This is a genomic window from Permianibacter aggregans, from assembly GCF_009756665.1.
GTDB lineage: Bacteria > Pseudomonadota > Gammaproteobacteria > Enterobacterales > Permianibacteraceae > Permianibacter > Permianibacter aggregans.
Window position 1 is genome coordinate 4,040,952 of sequence record NZ_CP037953.1, and the last position, 19,099, is coordinate 4,060,050.

The following is a 19,099-nucleotide window of genomic DNA, read 5'->3' on the forward strand; positions in this document are numbered from 1 at the left end:
ATCAGTTATTTGCCGCGGAACGCACAATTGCGCGAGATTTTTTGAAGCGTAGCGGCTTTCCTATATCATTGGCAGCTAAACCGTATGGGAGTGTTAATAATGCCGGTGTTGTGGCGCGCGTTAGTGCTGTTGATGATAGTGATGCCCGTGGCGGCCGTTGAAGTGCCGGACCTGTACACCGGTGTTATTCCGGTTGTCGATCAACAGGAGCCGACTCGTCAACAGGCTGAAATGGCCGCGATGCAACAGGTATTGACCAAGGTGTCCGGTTCATCGGCACTGCTCAGTCATACGCTGGTTCAGGACAATCTGAAGAAAGCCTCCAGCTTTGTGCAGCGCTATCAATTCAAATTGCAGTCGCCGGCCAGCGATGCCCCGGCCGATACGCCAAAACAATTGGTGTTGGAAGCGAGCTTTGATCAACGAGCGATTGACCGTTTGATTCAGGCCGCCGCGGCGCCGATTTGGGGCAAGCGCCGACCGTTGACACTGATGTGGCTGGCGGTGGCCGACAGCTCTGGTCGCAAGCTGATTGGCGATGATAACGAACCATCAGTGATTCGCGATATTCAAGACGCCAGTCGCGATCTCGGTGTGCCGGTGTTGCTGCCACTGCTCGACTTGGAAGAAGCGGCAGCGATCAATATCAGCGATGTCTGGGGCCGCTTTCTCGACCCGATGACGGAATATTCCTCGCGCTATGCCGCCGATGCGACATTGGTTGGCCGGTTGGAGCAGCAAGCGAACCAATGGCAGGCGGAAGCCAGTTTGTTGCACGGTCAGTTCCGCGAAAGTTTCATGGCCTCTGGCGCCAATCGCGCCGAAGCGGTGCGTCAGCTGATGGCGCAAATCGCAAGCTTCTATGCGGACAAATACGCCGTCGTTATCGACCTCAGCAAAGACGCCCAGCAATGGGTAAAAGTGTATGGCGTCAGCGAGCTGCGTGATTACGGCAAGCTGACCAATTTCCTGCAAAGCTTGCAGTCGGTGCAGCAGGTCGATGTCGTCAAGGTGGAGCCGAATCAGATTACTTACAGTCTACGCTTGATTGCTGAGCAAGCGGCGTTCTTGCAGGCGCTGACCCTTGATGGCCGTTTGCAACTGGTGCCGGAATCGGCATTCACGACCGAGTTGGAGTTTCATTGGACCCCACGCTGAAGGACGCAGCAACGTGACCCTATTGCGCCACCTGCCGAACGCGCTGACCATCGCGCGTTGCGTGCTGACCATACCAATGACCTGGCTGTTGCTCGAACGCGAATTTGAGAAGGCGTTTCTGGTGTTTTTTGTCGCCGGCTTGTCAGACGGTCTTGACGGTTTTCTGGCCAAACAGTTTTCCTGGCAGAGCCGCTTCGGCGCCATTACCGATCCGCTGGCCGACAAGCTGATGCTGATTTGCGGTTTTGCCGCGTTGGCCTGGATTGGAGTGCTGCCGTGGTGGTTGACGGTGCTGGTGATTGGGCGCGATGTCGTCATTGTTTCCGGAGCCTTGGCGTTTCATCATTTGTTTGGTCCGTATGAAATGCAACCGAGCATTCTGTCCAAGCTCAATACCTTGACGCAGATTCTGTTTCTCTGCGGCATGCTGGTTCATCTGGCCTTGTTGCCGGTGCCGGCAACCATCATTCAACTGGCGCTCGTTGCGGTGACACTGACGACCGTGATCAGCGGTGTCCATTACGTTTGGGTGTGGGGCCGGCGCACGGCAAGCCTTATGCAAAAAAGGAAATCTTTATGAATGCCTGGCGAATCGCCGGTCTGTCGTTGACTGCCGTAATCGGCATTGCACTGCTTTGGTTGCTTGGCCCGGTACTGACGCCATTTTTGATTGCGGCCGCGCTGGCTTATTTGTTCGACCCAATGGTTGAACGGCTGAATGCCTGGAAGCTGCCGCGCACCTTGTCGGTGCTGGTCGTCATGTTGCTGATGATGCTGATGGTCACGGTGTTTTTCCTGCTGGTCATTCCGCTGATGCGCCATGAATTCGTGCTGGTGATTGAGCGTTTGCCGGCAGCGACCGAATGGTTTGATAAAACCGCACTGCCCTGGATAGTCAGTACCTTTCATATCGACAGCGACAAACTGAATCTGGCCTACATTCGCGAAACGTTCACCGATTACATTCCGGCCGCTGGCGATGTGCTGAAAACCATTGCCGGTAAAGTCGGGCAGGGCGGCATGGCGATCATTTCGCTGGCCGTCAATCTGGTCATGATTCCGGTGGTGTTTTTCTTTTTGCTGCGCGACTGGCCGCAAATCAAGGAGGGCACCAATAATCTGTTGCCGCCGCGTTGGCGCACGGTGCTGACGCCACTGGTGCACGAATGTGATCAAGCCCTGTCGGCGTTTTTGCGCGGTCAGTTGATGGTCATGCTGGCCCTGGCGGCGGTCTACACGGTCGGCCTTTGGATGGTTGGGCTCGACATTGCGTTATTGGTCGGTGTATTTGCCGGTCTCGCCAGTTTTATTCCTTACCTCGGTTTCGCACTGGGTCTGGTGTTGGCCGTTGTCGGTGCCTTGCTGCAATTCGCCGATCCGGTCATGGCCTTATGGGTCATTGGCGTGTTCGCCATTGGCCAGATTTTGGAAGGCGCCGTGTTTCAGCCGTTACTCCTTGGCGATCGCATCGGGCTGCATCCGGTTGCGGTGATTTTTGCGATTCTGGCGGGTGGTCATTTGTTTGGCTTTGTTGGTATTTTGCTGGCGTTGCCAGTCGCTGCCATTTTGCTGGTGTTGCTGCGTCACGCGCTGCGCCGTTACCAGCAATCGCCTTTCTATAACGGCGATGTAAAAACGCCGCCTGCTGCCATTGAAACGCCGGGTGACATCACCTGATGGAGCAATTGCCACTGGGCCTGCCTTGGCGCCATGACGCCAGCTTCGACAATTTCGTTGCGGCCGATGCCTCATTGATTGCCGGTTTACGAGCCGCGCTCAATTCGCCGTCGACGGTGCCTGGCGTTTATCTGCATGGTGTTGCTGGCAGCGGCCGCAGCCATTTATTGCACGCGCTGGCAAAAGAAGCTGATGCGCTCGGTCAGCATGTTGCTGTCATCGACTTGGCCCACCCGCAATTGCGGCCGGAAATGCTCGATGGTCTGGAGCAATGTCAGTGGCTTTGTCTGGATAATCTTGACGCCGTGACGGCCGAACCGGAATGGGCCAACGCCCTGTTCGCATTGTTCAATGCGGCGCGTGATCGCGGCCATCGCTTGGCGGTCAGCGCCTTGTTGCCGGCGGCGCAACTGAACTGCATGCTACCGGATTTGCGATCACGCCTGGCCAGTTTGCTGGTGGTGAAGATCCCGGCGCTGGACGATCTGGCGCGCCAGCGTCTGTTGGTGCAGTGGGGTGAGCAAAAAGGCTTGCGGGTGCCGGAGGATGTCGCGCTGTTTCTGCTCAGCCGTTATTCGCGCGAGATCGCGGCGCTGCGCTCAGCGCTGGAAATGCTCGACAAAGCATCGCTGCAGGAGCAGCGGCGCTTGACGATTCCTTTCGTCAAGCAGGTGTTGGCGCTGTAAAACCTGAGCGGTCTTACTTCGCTTTCTTCTCGTGTTCAGCGAACAAAAACTCCAGGCTCATGTAGGCGTGGCGCAAGTGCGGAATGACGATAGAGCCGCCAATCAGAGTCGCAATGCTGAATGCTTCTTCCAGTTCTTCTTTCGAGCAGCCGACTTGCACACAGGTATCGAGGTGGTAGTCGATGCAGTCATTGCAACGCAGCACCATTGAACCGACCAGGCCCATCAGCTCCTTGGTTTTGCGTGGTAGCGCGCCGTCGTCGTAGGCAACCTTGTCCAGCGACATGAAGCGCTTGATGCCAAGGTTTTTGGTGGCCAGCACCAGTTCATTGCCGGCTTCGCGGCGGGCGCGGAATTGTTCAAACGTTTCGCTCATCTCGAGTTCCTATCGCTAATGGTCATTTGCCGAAAACGGGGCGCGCTATGATACTGCGCCGGCGTCGTCCGGCAATGGTAAAGTGACAAACTTATCTTGCTGACGAATCGCGCTGATATCACGGGTTCGTCGTGGTTGTACGCAGAATTTGCCGAATCGATTCCTGCCAGACTCGTGACATCTTCTATAGTGAGATCAGATATCCACGTTCGTCAGTGAACGCGCTCTTCCAGCCAATAAAGAGAGGTTGAAACCAGCATCATGTCGTTCCCCCGTCTTGCCGTATTGAAGTTTGGCGGCACCAGCGTAGCCAGTGCAGAAACCGTCCGTCGTATTGCGGAAATCGTGCTGACACGCCGAAAACAGGGATTTGATGCGGTCGTCGTCGTGGTTTCGGCGCTGAGCAAAGTCACCGATAAACTGGTGCGCATCGCCAATGGCGAACCGGCGCAGCCGTTGATTGAGGCGATCGCCAACCAGCATCTGCAATTGGCCGAAGCGCTGGGTTTGCCGCTCAGCGATGAGTTGAGTAAGGCTTGGCAGCAACCATTGAACCAGATTCTTGACTGGGCATCTGGGTCGGCGCCATTGCCGCTACCGGTGCAAGCCAGCATTCAAAGCTGTGGCGAGCTGATGTCCAGCCGCTTATTGGCGCATTTTTTCAAAACTGAGCTCGCCAAGCACGACACGCCGTTCCAGTGGCAGGATGTGCGCGACTGGTTGCAGTCGACGCCACAAGCCAATCGTGCCGAGGTCAGTCATTATCTAAACGCCCATTGCGAGCCGGTGCGTAACGATGCGCTGCGGGAAAGTGTGGTCGCGCAAGGCGGCATGGTACTGACCCAGGGGTTTATCGCTCGTAATCAGCAAAAAGAAACGGTCATTCTTGGTCGCGGCGGTTCCGACACCTCGGCCGCGTATCTGGCGGCGCTGCTCGGCGCCGATGTGCTCGAAATCTGGACTGATGTGCCGGGCATGTTCACGGCCAATCCGCGTCAATTTCCGAATGCCCGTTTGCTGCGCAGTCTTGATTACGACGAAGCCCAGGAAATGGCCACGACCGGCGCCAAAGTGCTGCACCCGCGCTGCGTGCGGCCGGCGCGTCTGGCGCAGATCCCGGTGCGTATCGCCCATACCGGCTACCCGGATATGGAAGGCACCTGGCTGCAGCCACAGGACGAAGTGGTCTCCGGCTTGAAAGCGGTGTCGGTCAACAAGCCGATCACGCTAATCAGCATGGAAACCTTGGGCATGTGGCAGCAGGTTGGCTTCCTGGCCGATGCTTTTACCGCGTTCAAGCGTCATGGCGTATCGATTGATTTGGTTTCCACCTCGGAAACCAATATCACCGTTACGCTCGACAGCAAGGCCAATGATTTGAGCGCCAGTGCCATGCAGTCGCTGGTTGATGAGCTTTCCAGTCTGTGCCGGGTCAAGGTGTTGGAAAACTGCGCCGTCGTGACACTGGTTGGCCGTCATGTCAGCACCGTACTGCATCAGCTTGGCGATGCGCTGTCGGTATTCGCCGATTACCCGATTCATCTGATTTCGCAGGCGGCGTCCGATCTGAATTACTCATTCGTGATCGATGCCGAGCACGCCGATGATGTCAGCGCTCGTTTGCATGATTATCTACTCGCCCATGCCCGCCATCCGGCGGTGTTCGGTCCGAGTTGGCGCACCTTGTTTGCGGAACCGGGTCCGTTAACAACGCCAGACTGGTGGCAGCCGGCAGCGCAAGAGTTGATTGAACGCTCGGCGTTGTCAGCACCTTGCTATGTGTATTCGCTGCCAAGAGTGCGTGAGTCGGTTGAGCAATTGCGGCAACTGAAATCGATTGATCGCTTGCTGTATGCGATGAAGGCCAATTGCAATCCGGCTGTGCTGCAATCCCTGGAACGGCTCAATGTCGATTTTGAATGCGTCAGCATTGGCGAAATCGAGCGTGTGCGGAGGGTGATGCCGCAACTGCCGGCGAACCGGATATTGTTCACGCCAAATTTTGCGCCGCGCAGTGAATATGCGTTCGCGTTCAAACAAGACATCACCGTCACGCTCGACAACTTGCATCCTATCGAGCATTGGCCGGATTTATTCAAAGGCAAGAACGTGTTGCTGCGCCTGGATGTCGGTGCCGGCAAAGGTCATCACGCCCATGTCCGTACCGTCGGCCAGCAGGCCAAATTCGGTATTCCGCTCTCCGATCTCGATGATGTGCTGACCCGGCTCAGCAATGCCGGTGCAAAAATCACTGGTTTGCATGCCCATACCGGCAGCGGCATTTTCGATACCACGACCTGGCTCGATAACGCCCGTATGCTGGCCGAAATCGCCACTCGCCTGCCTGATGTTCAGGTCTTGAATCTCGGTGGGGGGCTCGGCATTCCTTATGAAGAAGGTCAACAGCCGCTGGATTTGGCTTTGCTTGAGAAGGGACTGGCCGACTTCAAACAACAGTACCCGCAGTTCAAGCTGTGGCTGGAGCCGGGCCGCTTTATTGTCGCCCAGGCTGGTGTGCTGTTGGCCCGGGTTACGCAGATAAAGGGCAAGGGCGAGCGCCATTACGTCGGCATCGAAACCGGCATGAACTCGCTGCTACGCCCGGCGCTGTATGGCGCCCGTCATCGCATCGTCAACCTGACCAAGCTTGATGCGCCCTTGGCCTGGCAAGCAACCATCGTCGGGCCGATTTGCGAAAGTGGCGACAAGCTCGGCGAAACGGTGCTGCCGGTGACCGAAGAAGGGGATGTGCTGCTGATTGCTGACGCCGGCGCCTATGGCGCGGTCATGAGTTCCAGCTACAACCTGCGTGCACCCGGCCAGGAATTTGTATTTGATTAAATCGCTTGCGGCGGTGACCGCTGATCGCTAACGTTCAGGCCCAGCAATCACTTCTGGGCCTTTTTCATGTTGACGCCTTCACTGTGGCAGGACTTCATCGCCGTTTACGACGACGTGCTGCCGGCCGAGTTCTGCCAGCGCTTGATGCGTGAATTTGATCGCAGTCCGCACCGGGTGCCAGGTCGTACCGGTCATGGTGTTGATGCCAGCAAAAAAGTCTCGGAAGACATATCGCTTAATTATCACGCTGATTGGAGCGATACGCTGACTGAGCTATTGCAACTCAGTTATCCACCGTTAGAGCAATACCTGTCGCGTTTGAAGTTTCCGATTATCGGTGCCGTGTCGCCAACGGTGAACGATCCGCAAACCGGCAAGCCCGCGACGCTGAGTTTGGAAAACTTCGATCGGCTGGCGACGCCGATGCTGCCCGATTTGATTGGCTACCTGTATCGCTACGGGTTGATGAATCTGCAGAAATACCAGGCAGGCAAGGGCGGTTACTTTCACTGGCATTCGGAAGTGTATCCGCAGGATGAAAAATGCGAACCGCTGCATCGCGTGCTGTTGTTCATGTTTTATCTGAATGACGTCGCTGAAGGCGGGGAAACGGAGTTCTATTACCAGAACTTGAAAATTGCCCCAAAGGCGGGTCGCATGGTGATTGCACCGGCGGGTTTCACGCACACCCATCGCGGCAACATGCCGGTGTCGAACGATAAATACATTGCCACCAGCTGGGTGATGTTTCATCGCGCCGAACAGCTGTATCAGCGCCCGCAAAATTCATAACGGCCTGATTCACGCATTCGTTACAATAGCGGCCAATTTTTCGAGAAATTCGGCCGCAACGAATTTCCACTTTGAAACTTCCTACTGAGATTTACCCGATATGTCGACGACTTACGATGTAGCTGTGTTGGGCGCCACCGGCGCGGTTGGCTCCACGGTGCTGGAAATTCTGGAACAACGCGAGTTTCCAGTCGGCAAACTGTATGCGCTGGCCAGCAAGAAATCGGCTGGCGAGACGCTGGTGTTTCGCGGTAAACCGGTGATGATCGAAGACGCTGATGAGTTCGATTGGTCGAAAGTGAAAATCGCGTTTTTCGCTGCCGGTGGTTCGGTATCGGAGGTGATGGCGCCACGTGCCACCGCCGCCGGTGTCGTTGTTATCGACAAGACCTCGCAGTTCCGTTACGAGCCGGATATTCCGTTGATCGTGCCAGAGGTCAATGGCCATCAGATCGGAGAGTACCGTCAGCGCAATATCATTGCCTGCCCGAATTGCTCAACGATTCAACTGGTTGTGGCGCTAAAACCCCTTTACGACGCTGTCGGGATCAACCGCATCAATATCGCGACCTATCAGGCGGTATCCGGTACGGGCAAGGCCGCTATTGATGAGTTGGCTGGGCAAACTGCCAACTTGCTGAATGGCCGTGGTGCTGATCCGAAAGTCTATCCGAAGCAAATTGCTTTCAACGTGATTCCGCAAATCGACAGCTTCCAGGAAAACGGCTACACCAAAGAAGAAATGAAGCTGGTCTGGGAAACCCAGAAAATCCTTGGCGATGACTCGATTCTGGTCAACCCGACCGCGGTACGGGTGCCGGTGTTCTACGGCCATTCCGAGGCCGTGCATATCGAAACCCGTCAGAAAATCAGCGTGGAGGAAGCGACCAAGCTGCTGAAAAAAGCGCCGGGTATCAAGGTCATCGACCAGCGCAAAGCCGGCGGTTACGCCACGCCGGTCAGTGATGCGGCCGGCGAGGACGAGGTCTTTGTTTCCCGCATCCGCGAGGATATTTCCCACCCGAATGGCCTCAATTTGTGGATTGTGTCAGATAACGTGCGAAAAGGTGCGGCCCTGAACTCAGTTCAAATCGCAGAACGGTTGGTCACCGAGCATTTCTAGGCTATAGTTCCACCTTGAGTTAAAGAACAATCTCAAGAGTTGGCGGTATCTGTACCCGCTGATTAGGGTTTTAGACCTGAAACCCGGATTGATGGTTGGCCGGAAACGCCTCCGTTGCGCACGGAGGTCGAAGCCCGTTCGCTGTATCCCGCAGCGGTTGGCTATCGGCAGTTTCTGCCGGCTCAGTTGTCGTCCGTCATCGGTCGGAACAGTGAAGGGAATAACTATGCTTCGAAATCTCGCTGTTGTGTTCGGCACTACCTTGCTGGCGTCGTCGATAGCGCACGCCCTCGGTATGGGCGATATCAAGATGAAATCCGCGTTAAATCAACCACTTGACGCGGAGATCGAATTAGTTGCTTTAAGAGGTACCTCGGTCGAGGAGATCCGGGCGTCGCTGGCCAAGGACGAAGAATTCCAGAAAGCCGGTATCGAACGGGTCTATGCCCTGAATGGCCTGCAGATGTCGCTGGAAGGCCGTGGCGCGGATGCCGTGATCAAGCTACGCACCGCCGACCCGGTACGCGAACCTTTCCTGAATTTTGTCGTTGAAGTGAACTGGCCAAATGGCCGTTTGCTGCGCGAATACACCGTTTTACTCGATCCGCCGACATTCGCCCAAGAGGCGCCAACGCCGGTTGTGCGTCCGAGCCAGCCGGTCAGTGGTAGCGGTACCGTTGCCACCCTGCCGAGCGAGCGCCCGGTTGCCCGCCAACCGAGTGGCAATTTGAGCGGCAACACTTACGGCCCGGTCGGTAGCACTGATACCCTTTGGAGTATCGCGACCCGCGCTCGCCCCAATGACAGCGTCACCATTCAGCAGACGCTGGCCGCCATTTTCAAAGCCAATCCGCAAGCGTTCGCCAACAATGATCCGAACATGCTGCTGAAAGGCGAAACCCTGACCATTCCCAGTGCCGAAGAAATTGCCTCAACGCCGCGTCGCGGTTCGCTGGCCGAATTGGTTGGCAGCACTCCAGTTGTGCAGACCGGCCGTCGCACTGGCGGTGGTTCCACCAGTGAAGGGGGCGGACGATTGGTGCTTGGCGCCGCACCGGATACTGCCAGTGGCAGTGCCCGCGGCGGTGCCGATCGCGAAGCCATGCAGGTGTTGAATCAGGAAAACGAGGCGCTGCGCGAGCGCCTCGCTTCGCAACAGTCGAAAATCGACCGTCTGGAAAAGTTGGTGCAGCTGAAAGATCAGCAATTGGCAACCGTTGGCGCACCAACGACTACGCCGGAAACCTTGCCACCGGAAACCGATGTGACGACGGTGCCGATCGTGACATTGCCGACCGAAACGCCGGCCGAGCAAGCGGAAACCACACCGGAATCTTTGACGCAAACGACACCAACACAAGCTGAACAGGCGCAAGTTGCTGAGCCAGAAAAGAAGAAGCCCGAAAAGAAAAAGCCGGTAAAAACACCGAAGAAAGAAGAAGAACCTTCGTTCTTCGATGATCTGATGTCCGGCGATGGTTTGCTGTACCTGGCCGGTGGCGGTGGTTTGCTGTTGCTGATCATCGGTTTCATGGTCTGGCAGCGTCGTCGCGTTGCTCAGGAAAACTTCCACGAATCATTGTTGCCGGAAGAATCTTACGAACAGTTTGATTCACCGAGCCAGATGGACACCGCGTTCGATCTGCCAGAAGTCGGCGAAGAACTGCTGCCACAGGAAGAGAAAGCCGAGACTTCGGCACCGTCCGATCTGGTCGCTGACCCGCTCGGTGAAGCGGACATTTATATCGCCTATGGCAAATACGAACAGGCCGAGCAATTGTTGCTGCGCGCGCTGCAGGAAGATCCGGATCGCACCGAATTGCGTGTCAAGCTGCTTGAGGCGTATGCCGAAATGCACGATGCTGACAAGTTCCGCGAACAGGTCGCCGAGATGCAGGACGCCATCGATCTCGATCCATCGCTGGCGCAACAGGTCGAACGCTTGCAGAACAAAGCTTGGCCTGACGATGCCATGAGCGAAAGCTATCGCCCGGCGCCAGAAGCACCGAGTGCGGACGATATTTTCGGTTCGATGGACGTTGGCCGCGACAGTGACAAGACGGTCGAGATTCCGCGCCAAAGCGCTCCGAAGGCGTCGGCAGAACCAGCATCGGATTTTGCTAGTGAAGAGTTCAATCTGGATCTCGATGCCGATCTCGGTGGCGGGCCGGAAACCACGGTCAGCAAGGCCGGAAAAGCCAGCGAAGAAGAATTCAGTTTCGATCTGAGCGACAGCGAATTCAGCATCGATGAAGAACCGGAAAGCAAGCGTTCTTCAGCCGATGAAGAACTGAAGCTCGATGATTTCGATGATGAGTTCTCTGAGCCGGACGATCTTGGCATGAATGAGATTGATGAAATCGCAACCAAGCTCGATCTGGCCCGCGCTTACATCGAAATGCACGAGACTGATGGCGCCAAGGAAATTCTTCAGGAAGTCGTGAAGGACGGTAATGACGCTCAGCGCAAAGAAGCCGAATCCTTGCTGGCGAAAATCTGAAGCTGAGTTGAACATAGCACGGCCAAAATCACCGCTCGGGAAAACCGGCGGTGATTTTTGTTTCATGGGGCTGTTGGCGAATTTTATGAGAATGGCTGTTAGCGTGTTAGGTCTGTTTTTATCTTTAAGCAGTTTGGCATGCAGCTTAAGTCCGCATACGCCGGTAACATCCCAACGCGCTTTCACAGAGCAAATTGTCTCCGCTGAATTAATTTTTCTGGGTGAGTTTGTGAGTAGTGGCGATGATGGCAATTCCAGTCAAGAAAAGCGCCTCGTTAAGGTTTTGGAGGTTTGGAAAGGTCCAGTACCCAGATACATGTTTTTTCTAAGCGAAAGTAGCTGTGATTGGGCTTTTGCTGCTGACGACCGACGGAGTTCTGCTGGAGTCGTGTTTTTTGGAAGAAAGGTTGGAGAATCGTCTTTTGCTTCTTCACGTTCTTCCGGCACCTTCTTTGTGATTGATGAGGCAGGGCGGCTCAAAGAGTTAGGTTCTTCGACAGTCAAATATGAATCAAGTGAACGTCAGTTCTAGCAATTGCTCCGAATGTCGGTTTAGATGATTACTCATGCCACGTTACGCCGCCATCATTGAATACCACGGTGCTCGCTATGCTGGCTGGCAGCGTCAATCGCATACATTGGCGGTGCAGTCGGTCGTCGAACAGGTATTCAGCAAGATTGCTGACGCACCGATTGAAACGTTTTGCGCCGGCCGCACTGACGCGGGTGTTCATGCTACTCATCAAATTGTCCATTTCGACAGTCCGGTCACGCGTCCAGATCGCGCTTGGCTACTGGGTGGCAATAGCCAGTTGCCGGCAGATATCGCGGTGCGCTGGGCCGGTCGCGTCAGTGAAGAATTTCACGCCCGTTTTTCGGCGAGAGCGCGTACCTATCGCTATGTGATTCGCAACAGTCCTGGCCGCTCTGCAATAGCCGCTGCTGGTGTGACATGCATCGCCGATCCGCTTGACCTGGCGCTGATGCAACAGGCGGCGCAATACTTTCTCGGCGAGCAGGATTTTTCCTCGGTGCGTGCGGCCGGCTGCGGTTCGCTGACGGCGTGGCGCAACATCCACCACCTGCAATTACATCGCTGCGGCGATTACATCGTCCTTGAAATCACCGCCAATGCGTTCTTGCACCACATGGTTCGCAATATCGTTGCCGTGCTTTGCGCGGTTGGTCGCGGTGAGCAGACGGTGCAGTGGGTGGGGGAATTGCTTCATGCCCGCGACAGGCAACTGGCGCCGGGTACCGCCGCGCCGGATGGTCTGCATCTGGTCGCTGTGAAATACCCCGCGCGTTTTCAAATACCGGTGCTATCACCGGGTCCGTTGTGGTTGCCGGATCGGTTGTCGCAATGAAACAAATCAAACGGGTTTTGTTACTTGCTGCCGGCGGCTTGGCATTAGGGCTCGCCGTGCTAGGCATTGTGCTGCCGATTTTGCCGACTACGCCCTGGGTGCTAGTAGCGGCCTATTGTTTTGCCAAGGCCGAGCCGCGCTGGGAGCGGCGGATGTTGGAACATAAAACCTTTGGTCCGCTGATCATCGCCTGGCGTGATCGTCAAGCTATTCCGATGGTCGGGAAAATCGCTGCGCTGCTGATGCTGACCATCAGCTCGGTCATTGGCTGGCTGCGTCTGGAATGGCATTACGCCTGGATTCCCACCCTGGTGGCGCTGATCGTCGGGCCATGGATCTGGACCCGTCCGAGCCGCTGAGCAGCTTGCATTTCAAATAATTTCCGTATTAATTTCAGGGTTTCTCCAATTCACAGCGCTGAACCAATGGACAACCCACCCAAATCATCATCGGAAACCTCCACACCCTTCAGGCTGGATAGCATTCAGGTGCGCTCCGTGCCGGCGCTCTCGGCACTACAGTGGTTGCAAAAGGGCGCTGATGATCTGCGCCGTTGTCCGTTACCGAGCCTGAGCTATGGCCTGATATTTTTCCTGATGGGGCAGGCGCTGTTGCAGGTGTTTCGGCATGCGACCGAATACAGCACGACACTGGCCGTGATTTTTCTGTTACTCGGCCCGTTTCTGGCGACGGGTTTGTACAACATCAGCCGGCAGCTGCAGCAAGACAAAAAGGTGTCGTTTCGCAAGACGACGATGTCCTGGCAGTACAACCTACCGGCCATTGCGGTTTATGTGCTGGTGCTGGCCGTTATTGTGTTGATTTTCATGCGCGCTTCACTGATTACCTTCGCGCTGTTTTATTCCGGTGGTATGCCGACCGTTGGTCGATTCGTCGAGCAGTTGTTGCAGTTTCAGCAAATGGAATTCCTGATCGCGTACACCTTGGTCACACTGTTTTTCTCGACGATTATTTTTCTGATCAGTGTGGTCAGCATTCCACTGATGATGGATAAGCGTACCGATGCCATCATTGCCTGCATCACCAGCCTGCGTGTCGTCGCGGCCAATCCGGCAGCCATGCTGATATGGGCTATACTGATTCTGTTGCTCATTGGCCTGAGCATGGCGAGTCAATACTGGTTGCTGATGGTTGTCGGCCCGGTGCTGGGACATGCCACCTGGCATGCCTATCGGGCCACCGTCGCGTAGCGGTTGTTGTTTTCAACAGCTTGAACAAGAAAGCGAAGAACTATTTTTTTCGTCCTCGCTTTCATCCTCTTGCAGCCTCTATTGGTTCATTCATACTATCGCGGCGTTTTCTCGCACCGCTGTCTTGACGCGTTCGCGATCAGCATCAATCCATTCGATTCAACGAGGTTTCCGGCATGTCGTTAGCAGAACACCTGGGTCAGCGCCGTTTTACGGCGTTCAGCAAAGCCACCAAAGACATCGAAACGCCTTGCGTCGTCATCGATTTGGCGATTGTGCGCAGCCAGTTTCGCCTGCTGGCCGAGGCATTCCCGGGCGCCGGCATTTTCTATGCGGTCAAAGCCAATCCTTCAGTACCGATTCTGGAAACGCTGGTGGAAATGGGTTCGCAATGGGACATCGCTTCGCGCTTTGAACTCGACAAAGTGATCAAGCACGGCGCCAAAGTCAAAGACATCAGTTTTGGCAACACGATCAAAAAGCCACGCGACATCAAATATTTCTATGATAAGGGCGTGCGTCTGTACGCCACCGATTGCGAATCCGATTTGAAAGCGATTGCCGAGAATGCGCCAGGTTCCGACGTTTATGTGCGAGTGCTGACGGTAGAAAGTCCCGGTTCGGCGTGGCCGCTATCACGCAAATTTGGTTGCGATGTCAACATGTGCAAAACATTGGTGCGTCAGGCTCGTGATCTGGGCTTGAATCCACGAGGCGTGTCTTTCCACGTTGGTTCCCAGCAAAGCGATTTGCAGTCCTGGGCACAGGCACTGGATTCGGTCAAATCGATTTTTGATGATGCCAGTGATGCTGGTATTGAACTCGATCTGGTTAACCTTGGCGGCGGTTTTCCCGGCCGTTACCTGCACGAAGCGCCGCAATTGAAAGAATACGCTGACGCCATTTACGGCGCACTGAAAGCGCGTTTTGGTGAGCGCAAGCTGAAAATCATTCTTGAGCCTGGCCGCTACATGGTCGGCGATGCCGGCGTCCTGGTCAGCGAAGTGGTTATGGTGTCGCGCAAATCCGAAGACACGCCACGCTGGGTCTATCTCGATATCGGTAAATTCGGCGGTTTGGTCGAGTCCTGGGGCGAGTCGATCAAGTATCCGATTTACACCACCAAAGATGAAGACAAGAATCGTGAAGGCGTGATCCTGGCTGGCCCTACCTGCGACAGCGCCGATATCCTCTACGAGAAATTCCGTTATCAACTGCCATTGAGTCTGAAAACCGGGGACTTGGCCTATCTGGTTGGCACTGGTGCTTACACCACGACTTACAGCGCCATCGAGTTCAACGGCTTTCCGCCGTTGGCCGCGAAGTTTTATGACAGTGAAAAGCAGTAGTTAAAGAAACGCCCGGCATGCCGGGCGATGTCAGCTTCAGTCAGTGAAGCGACTCTGTCATTCCCGCGCAGGCGGGAATCCAGTTGTCTATCTGCAAACTTTCTGGACTCCCGCCTGCGCGGGAGTGACAAAGATAATCTCAGCCGTTCTGTAGCTTTCGAGACTCCGGGAGTTTTCGCCCTTACTTCTTCGGATACTTGACCGTCATTTCCTTGATCAAATGCTCGGCGCCATCGAGCTCCTGCATGACCCACAGCATGTAGCGGATATCGACATGAATGGCTCGGGTGATCTCCGGGTCGAAATACCAGTCCTTGGTGATCGATTCATAAGTCGAATCGAAATTCAGACCAATCAATTCACCGCGTTTGTTTATGACGGCTGAACCGGAATTGCCGCCGGTGGTGTCAGCCGATGACAGAAAATTGACCGGAACCGTTTTCAGAATCGGATCGCGATAAACACCAAACTGCTTGGCCGCAATGGCGCGTAATTGCGCATCCGGTGCATCGAACGGACCTTTGCCGGTGTGTTTCTCGGCGATGCCTTCGACGGTGGTGAATGGTCCTTTCGTCAGACCATCAGCTGGCGAGTAGGGTGCGACGGTGCCGTAGGTCACCCGCAATGTCGAATTGGCATCCGGGTAAACGGGTTTGCCCTGTGATTTTTTCCAGGCGATGACCGCTTGCATGTATTGGGGAATCAGGTAATCAAAATCACCGTCAAGATGCTCGCGCTGTTCACGCAAAGTGTCCTGAATGTCATAAAGCATCACGGCCAAACGCACGAGGTGATCATTGCTGGCGGTAAATGCGGCTGCGGGTTCTTCAAGCAAGCTCAAACGAAACGTCGTGTCCTGAACCTGGGTATGCTGATACAGCTCGGTCAGCCATTTGTTCAGATCCTTGCGCGGCAACAGCATGATCTTGTTGACGGCCATCAGTTGCTGCTGCGGATTCAGTTGCTGATAACGATTCAGCGCAGACTGCCAGCGGCGGCGATCCACTTCCGGCACCAGCGATTGCTCCATCCGCTGCAAGCGGGCTTTGATGAACGGAATGTCGCGCTGCTGATAACCGCTGTCACGCTCGGCATCCGGTTTCTCTTTTTCTTTGGCGAGACGATACGCCGTCGAGGCGGCACTCAGCATATCGCTGGAGGTGGCGAGCGACAGCACGAACTCCTGTTGCGTCAGGGTTTGGTCTTTGGCAACCAGTTCATCAAGCTGACTTAACATCGCGCGGTAGCGCTCGGCATCACCCTGCTTGTCAATCCAGTCCAGAAATTCCTGATGCTGTCGCTGCTTGATCGCGACCACATCCTTGCGGCCAAAACCATCGAGCAAACCCTGCAGTTTTTTCATCCGGTTATTGATCGATTTGACGGTTGCGGCATAGCGCACGGACCATTCGCTATTGTCTGTGCTGGCATCGGCAATTGCCTGTAAATCGCGCTGATAATCGGTTACTCGCATCGGGTAATCGGTGTCGCGGGCAAAGCGAATTTCTTCCGGCAACTTGTAGCGACTGGTGCGGCCAGGGTAACCGGCCAGCAAAATCGGATCGCCGGCTTTCAAGCCTTCGGCCGAAACGGTCAGATAATCTTTCGAGGCGTAGGGCACGTTATCCGGTGATGGATCCGCAGGCTTGCCGTCTTTACCGATGTAAGCGCGATAAAAGGCAAAATCTCCGGTGTGGCGTGGAAACTCGAAATTGTCGATATCACCACCGTAAGCGCCAATGGCTTCAGATGGTGCATAAACCAAGCGGATATCGCGCAACATCAATTGCCGAATCAAGTAAAACTCCAGACCGCGGTGAAAGCTTGGCACGGCGCAGCGATAGTCCGGTGAGGATTCGCACTGGGCAATCAAGGCTTTGATATTGCGCTCAATCTGATCGTGGCGGGCTTTACCGCGCAACGTGGCATCAATGCCTTTCAAAACTTCAGCGGTGACATCGGTAACTTGGTCGGTAACGTAGACGCGCTGGTTCGGTCCAGCCGGCAGTTCATCGGCCATTGTTTTTGCGACAAAACCATCGGCGATGTAATTTTTCTCGGCTGTGGAGTTGCGCTGAATGGCGCCGTAAGCGCAGTGATGGTTGGTGACAATCAAACCTTTCGGCGACACAAACGAAGCCGAACAACCACCCAATGAAACAATCGCGTTCATCGGCGCTTTCGTTAAGTCAGCCAGTTTTTCTGCCGGGATTTGAATGCCGATGCGCTTCAGCTCGGATTTCAGTTCCAGCAACTGATGCGGTTGCCATTGTCCTTCATCGGCTTGTGCAGCCGGGGTAAGCGCAAGAGATAAACACAAAACACTCAGGCAGGTTTTCATTTTCATTGACGGTGCTCTTTTATTGAATAGTGTTGTCAGTGGGGGAAAGTGGCATGTCTGGATCCGGCGCTAATACGCGCGCCGGCATTTTTTGTTCAAAGGCGTAAGCAATGGCGAGCAGCGGGCTTTCGCTCCAGGCAGTGCCAATAAAAGATAGTCCAATTGGCAAATCACGCACGCTACCAAGCGGCACCGTGATATGCGGATAACCCGCCACGGCTGGCAAGGTACTGGCGCCGCCGGTGTAATGATCGCCGTTGACCGTGTCGGTCATCCACGATGGGCCGTTGGTAATCGCGACCAGTGCATCGAGATGATGTTCACGAAGCAGTTTGTCGATACCTTCCGGACCCGCTTTTTTCTGTGCTTGTACGCGAGCCTGTTGGTATTCCTTGCTGTCGATTGCGGGGGCATCGACAGCTTGCTTGAATAAGTCCTGATGAAAATACTGCAGCTCGGCCGGCGTTGCTTCGTTGAATGCAATCAGATCGCTGAGGCTGCGGGTGCTGACCTGGGTTGGATCGGTGTCGGCCAGATAACGATTGATGCCGTCATGAAACTCGCTGAGCAATACCTGAAATTCATCGTGATATATCTGATCGAGGCCGTCGACGCTCTCTATATCAATCAGCTTGGCGCCGTTTTCTTGCAGGGTCGTTAACGCTTTTTCAAACTGCGCCTTGACTTCCGGATGACTTGGCAAGGCAAACCGCAGCACGCCAATACGGGTGTTGTTCAGGGCGTCGACACGCAGTGAAGAACGATACTGAGCTTTGAATACATCGGCCTGTTTGGTGGCTGGATCACGTCCATCGCTACCGGCAATAACGCTCATGATCAGAATGGCATCTTCGACCGTGCGGGTCATCGGTCCTGCCGTATCCTGGCTTTCGGCAATCGGGATAATTCCCGCGCGGGAAACGAGACCCACGGTGGGTTTGACGCCAACCAATGACTGCATTCCCGAAGGACATACGATGGAGCCATCGGTTTCAGTGCCGATAGCAGCGGCAGCGAAACTCATCGCCACGACAACGGCACTGCCGGAACTGGAGCCACAAGTATTGCGCAGCGGATCGAATGGGTAACGAGTAAACCCTTCAATGGCACTCCAACCACTGGTTGACAAACTGGAACGGAAATTCGCCCATTCGCTCAAGTTGGCTTTACCGAGAATGATGGCGCCCGCTTCGCGTAGCTTTTTCGCGACCGTACTGTCGTTTTGCGCAAAATGATTTTTTAGCGCCAGCGAGCCGGCTGTCGTCGGCATCTTGTCGGCGGTGTCGATATTGTCTTTCAGCATGATCGGAATGCCATGCAGCGGACTGCGAATGCCGCTATTTTTTCGTTCGGCATCGAGCTGCGCGGCGATGGTTTTGGCGTCAGGATTCAGACTGATCACCGCACGAAATGTCGGGCCCTGATCATCCATCTGTTCAATGCGTTTGGCATAGGCTTCAACCAATTCGACGGCGGTGACCTTGCCAGCGTCGAGATCGCTCCGCAGCTCGCTGATGGATTTGTTCAATACCGAATAGGCGGGAGTAGGCGGTGGTGTTGCCTGTTTCGGTTTTTGTTCACAGCCAACGGTGACGGTCAACACAAGACAAAGTAATACCGCATTAAGCCAATGCACGGCAATCCCTCCGTTCAGTTTTTAAAAGGCTGAAAACCGAGC

16 protein-coding genes are annotated in these 19,099 nt (G+C 55.1%); 13 read left to right on the forward strand and 3 right to left on the reverse strand.

What is annotated here, in order from left to right; genetic code table 11:
- The first annotated feature begins 99 nt into the window (after positions 1-99).
- Genes E2H98_RS18250 through hda form a run of 4 tightly spaced genes read left to right on the forward strand, consistent with a single transcriptional unit; the run spans position 100 to position 3,521 of the window.
- Positions 100-1,158 (forward strand): DUF2066 domain-containing protein, encoded by a 1,059-nt coding sequence (locus E2H98_RS18250; protein WP_157591458.1) that lies wholly within the window; start codon positions 100-102, stop codon positions 1,156-1,158.
- Between the two features lie 13 nt (positions 1,159-1,171).
- Positions 1,172-1,738 (forward strand): CDP-alcohol phosphatidyltransferase family protein, encoded by a 567-nt coding sequence (locus E2H98_RS18255; protein ID WP_198325172.1) that lies wholly within the window; start codon positions 1,172-1,174, stop codon positions 1,736-1,738.
- A complete protein-coding gene (locus tag E2H98_RS18260; RefSeq protein ID WP_133587159.1) occupies positions 1,735-2,835 on the forward strand; it encodes an AI-2E family transporter in 1,101 nt (366 codons plus the stop codon). Before E2H98_RS18255 ends, E2H98_RS18260 begins: the two co-directional genes overlap by 4 nt.
- On the forward strand, positions 2,835-3,521 hold the full coding sequence (gene hda / locus E2H98_RS18265; RefSeq protein ID WP_133587161.1) for a DnaA regulatory inactivator Hda: 687 nt from the start codon (positions 2,835-2,837) through the stop codon (positions 3,519-3,521). Before E2H98_RS18260 ends, hda begins: the two co-directional genes overlap by 1 nt.
- Before the next feature lie 13 nt (positions 3,522-3,534).
- Here the strand turns inward: hda and E2H98_RS18270 are convergent, their stop codons facing one another.
- A complete protein-coding gene (locus E2H98_RS18270; protein WP_133587163.1) occupies positions 3,535-3,897 on the reverse strand; it encodes a carboxymuconolactone decarboxylase family protein in 363 nt (120 codons plus the stop codon).
- A gap of 261 nt (positions 3,898-4,158) precedes the next feature.
- Between E2H98_RS18270 and E2H98_RS18275 the strand changes: the two genes are divergently transcribed.
- The 9 genes from E2H98_RS18275 (at position 4,159) to E2H98_RS18315 (ending at position 15,080) form a co-directional block, all read left to right on the forward strand.
- Entirely contained in the window at positions 4,159-6,738 is a 2,580-nt protein-coding gene (locus E2H98_RS18275) for a bifunctional aspartate kinase/diaminopimelate decarboxylase (protein WP_133587165.1), read from the forward strand.
- Positions 6,739-6,804: 66 nt separating this feature from the next.
- A complete protein-coding gene (locus E2H98_RS18280) occupies positions 6,805-7,530 on the forward strand; it encodes a 2OG-Fe(II) oxygenase (protein ID WP_133587167.1) in 726 nt (241 codons plus the stop codon).
- A 100-nt stretch (positions 7,531-7,630) separates the two neighbouring features.
- Positions 7,631-8,653 carry an aspartate-semialdehyde dehydrogenase gene (locus E2H98_RS18285; protein WP_133587169.1) on the forward strand — a complete coding sequence of 341 codons (1,023 nt, stop codon included), beginning with the start codon at positions 7,631-7,633 and terminating at the stop codon, positions 8,651-8,653.
- A 226-nt stretch (positions 8,654-8,879) separates the two neighbouring features.
- The gene (locus tag E2H98_RS18290) at positions 8,880-11,153 is read left to right on the forward strand and encodes a FimV family protein (protein WP_198325173.1); all 2,274 of its coding nucleotides are present in this window, start codon (positions 8,880-8,882) and stop codon (positions 11,151-11,153) included.
- A complete protein-coding gene (locus E2H98_RS18295) occupies positions 11,107-11,685 on the forward strand; it encodes a hypothetical protein (protein ID WP_133587173.1) in 579 nt (192 codons plus the stop codon). The genes E2H98_RS18290 and E2H98_RS18295 overlap by 47 nt, the downstream gene beginning before the upstream one ends.
- 34 nt (positions 11,686-11,719) lie before the next feature.
- Positions 11,720-12,520 carry a tRNA pseudouridine(38-40) synthase TruA gene (gene truA / locus E2H98_RS18300; RefSeq protein WP_133587175.1) on the forward strand — a complete coding sequence of 267 codons (801 nt, stop codon included), beginning with the start codon at positions 11,720-11,722 and terminating at the stop codon, positions 12,518-12,520.
- Entirely contained in the window at positions 12,517-12,879 is a 363-nt protein-coding gene (locus E2H98_RS18305; protein WP_133587176.1) for a YbaN family protein, read from the forward strand. Before truA ends, E2H98_RS18305 begins: the two co-directional genes overlap by 4 nt.
- A gap of 138 nt (positions 12,880-13,017) precedes the next feature.
- The gene (locus E2H98_RS18310; protein ID WP_157591460.1) at positions 13,018-13,731 is read left to right on the forward strand and encodes a DUF2189 domain-containing protein; all 714 of its coding nucleotides are present in this window, start codon (positions 13,018-13,020) and stop codon (positions 13,729-13,731) included.
- A gap of 176 nt (positions 13,732-13,907) precedes the next feature.
- Positions 13,908-15,080: a type III PLP-dependent enzyme gene (locus tag E2H98_RS18315; protein ID WP_133587180.1), complete on the forward strand. Its 1,173-nt coding sequence runs from the start codon at positions 13,908-13,910 to the stop codon at positions 15,078-15,080.
- A gap of 181 nt (positions 15,081-15,261) precedes the next feature.
- On the opposite strand, the gene E2H98_RS18320 is transcribed toward E2H98_RS18315, so the two are convergent.
- Both E2H98_RS18320 and E2H98_RS18325 read right to left on the reverse strand, forming a co-directional pair.
- Entirely contained in the window at positions 15,262-17,427 is a 2,166-nt protein-coding gene (locus tag E2H98_RS18320; protein WP_133587182.1) for a S46 family peptidase, read from the reverse strand.
- Positions 17,428-17,440: 13 nt separating this feature from the next.
- Positions 17,441-19,057, reverse strand: a complete 1,617-nt coding sequence (locus E2H98_RS18325; RefSeq protein ID WP_198325174.1) for an amidase — start codon at positions 19,055-19,057, stop codon at positions 17,441-17,443.
- Positions 19,058-19,099 lie beyond the last annotated feature (42 nt).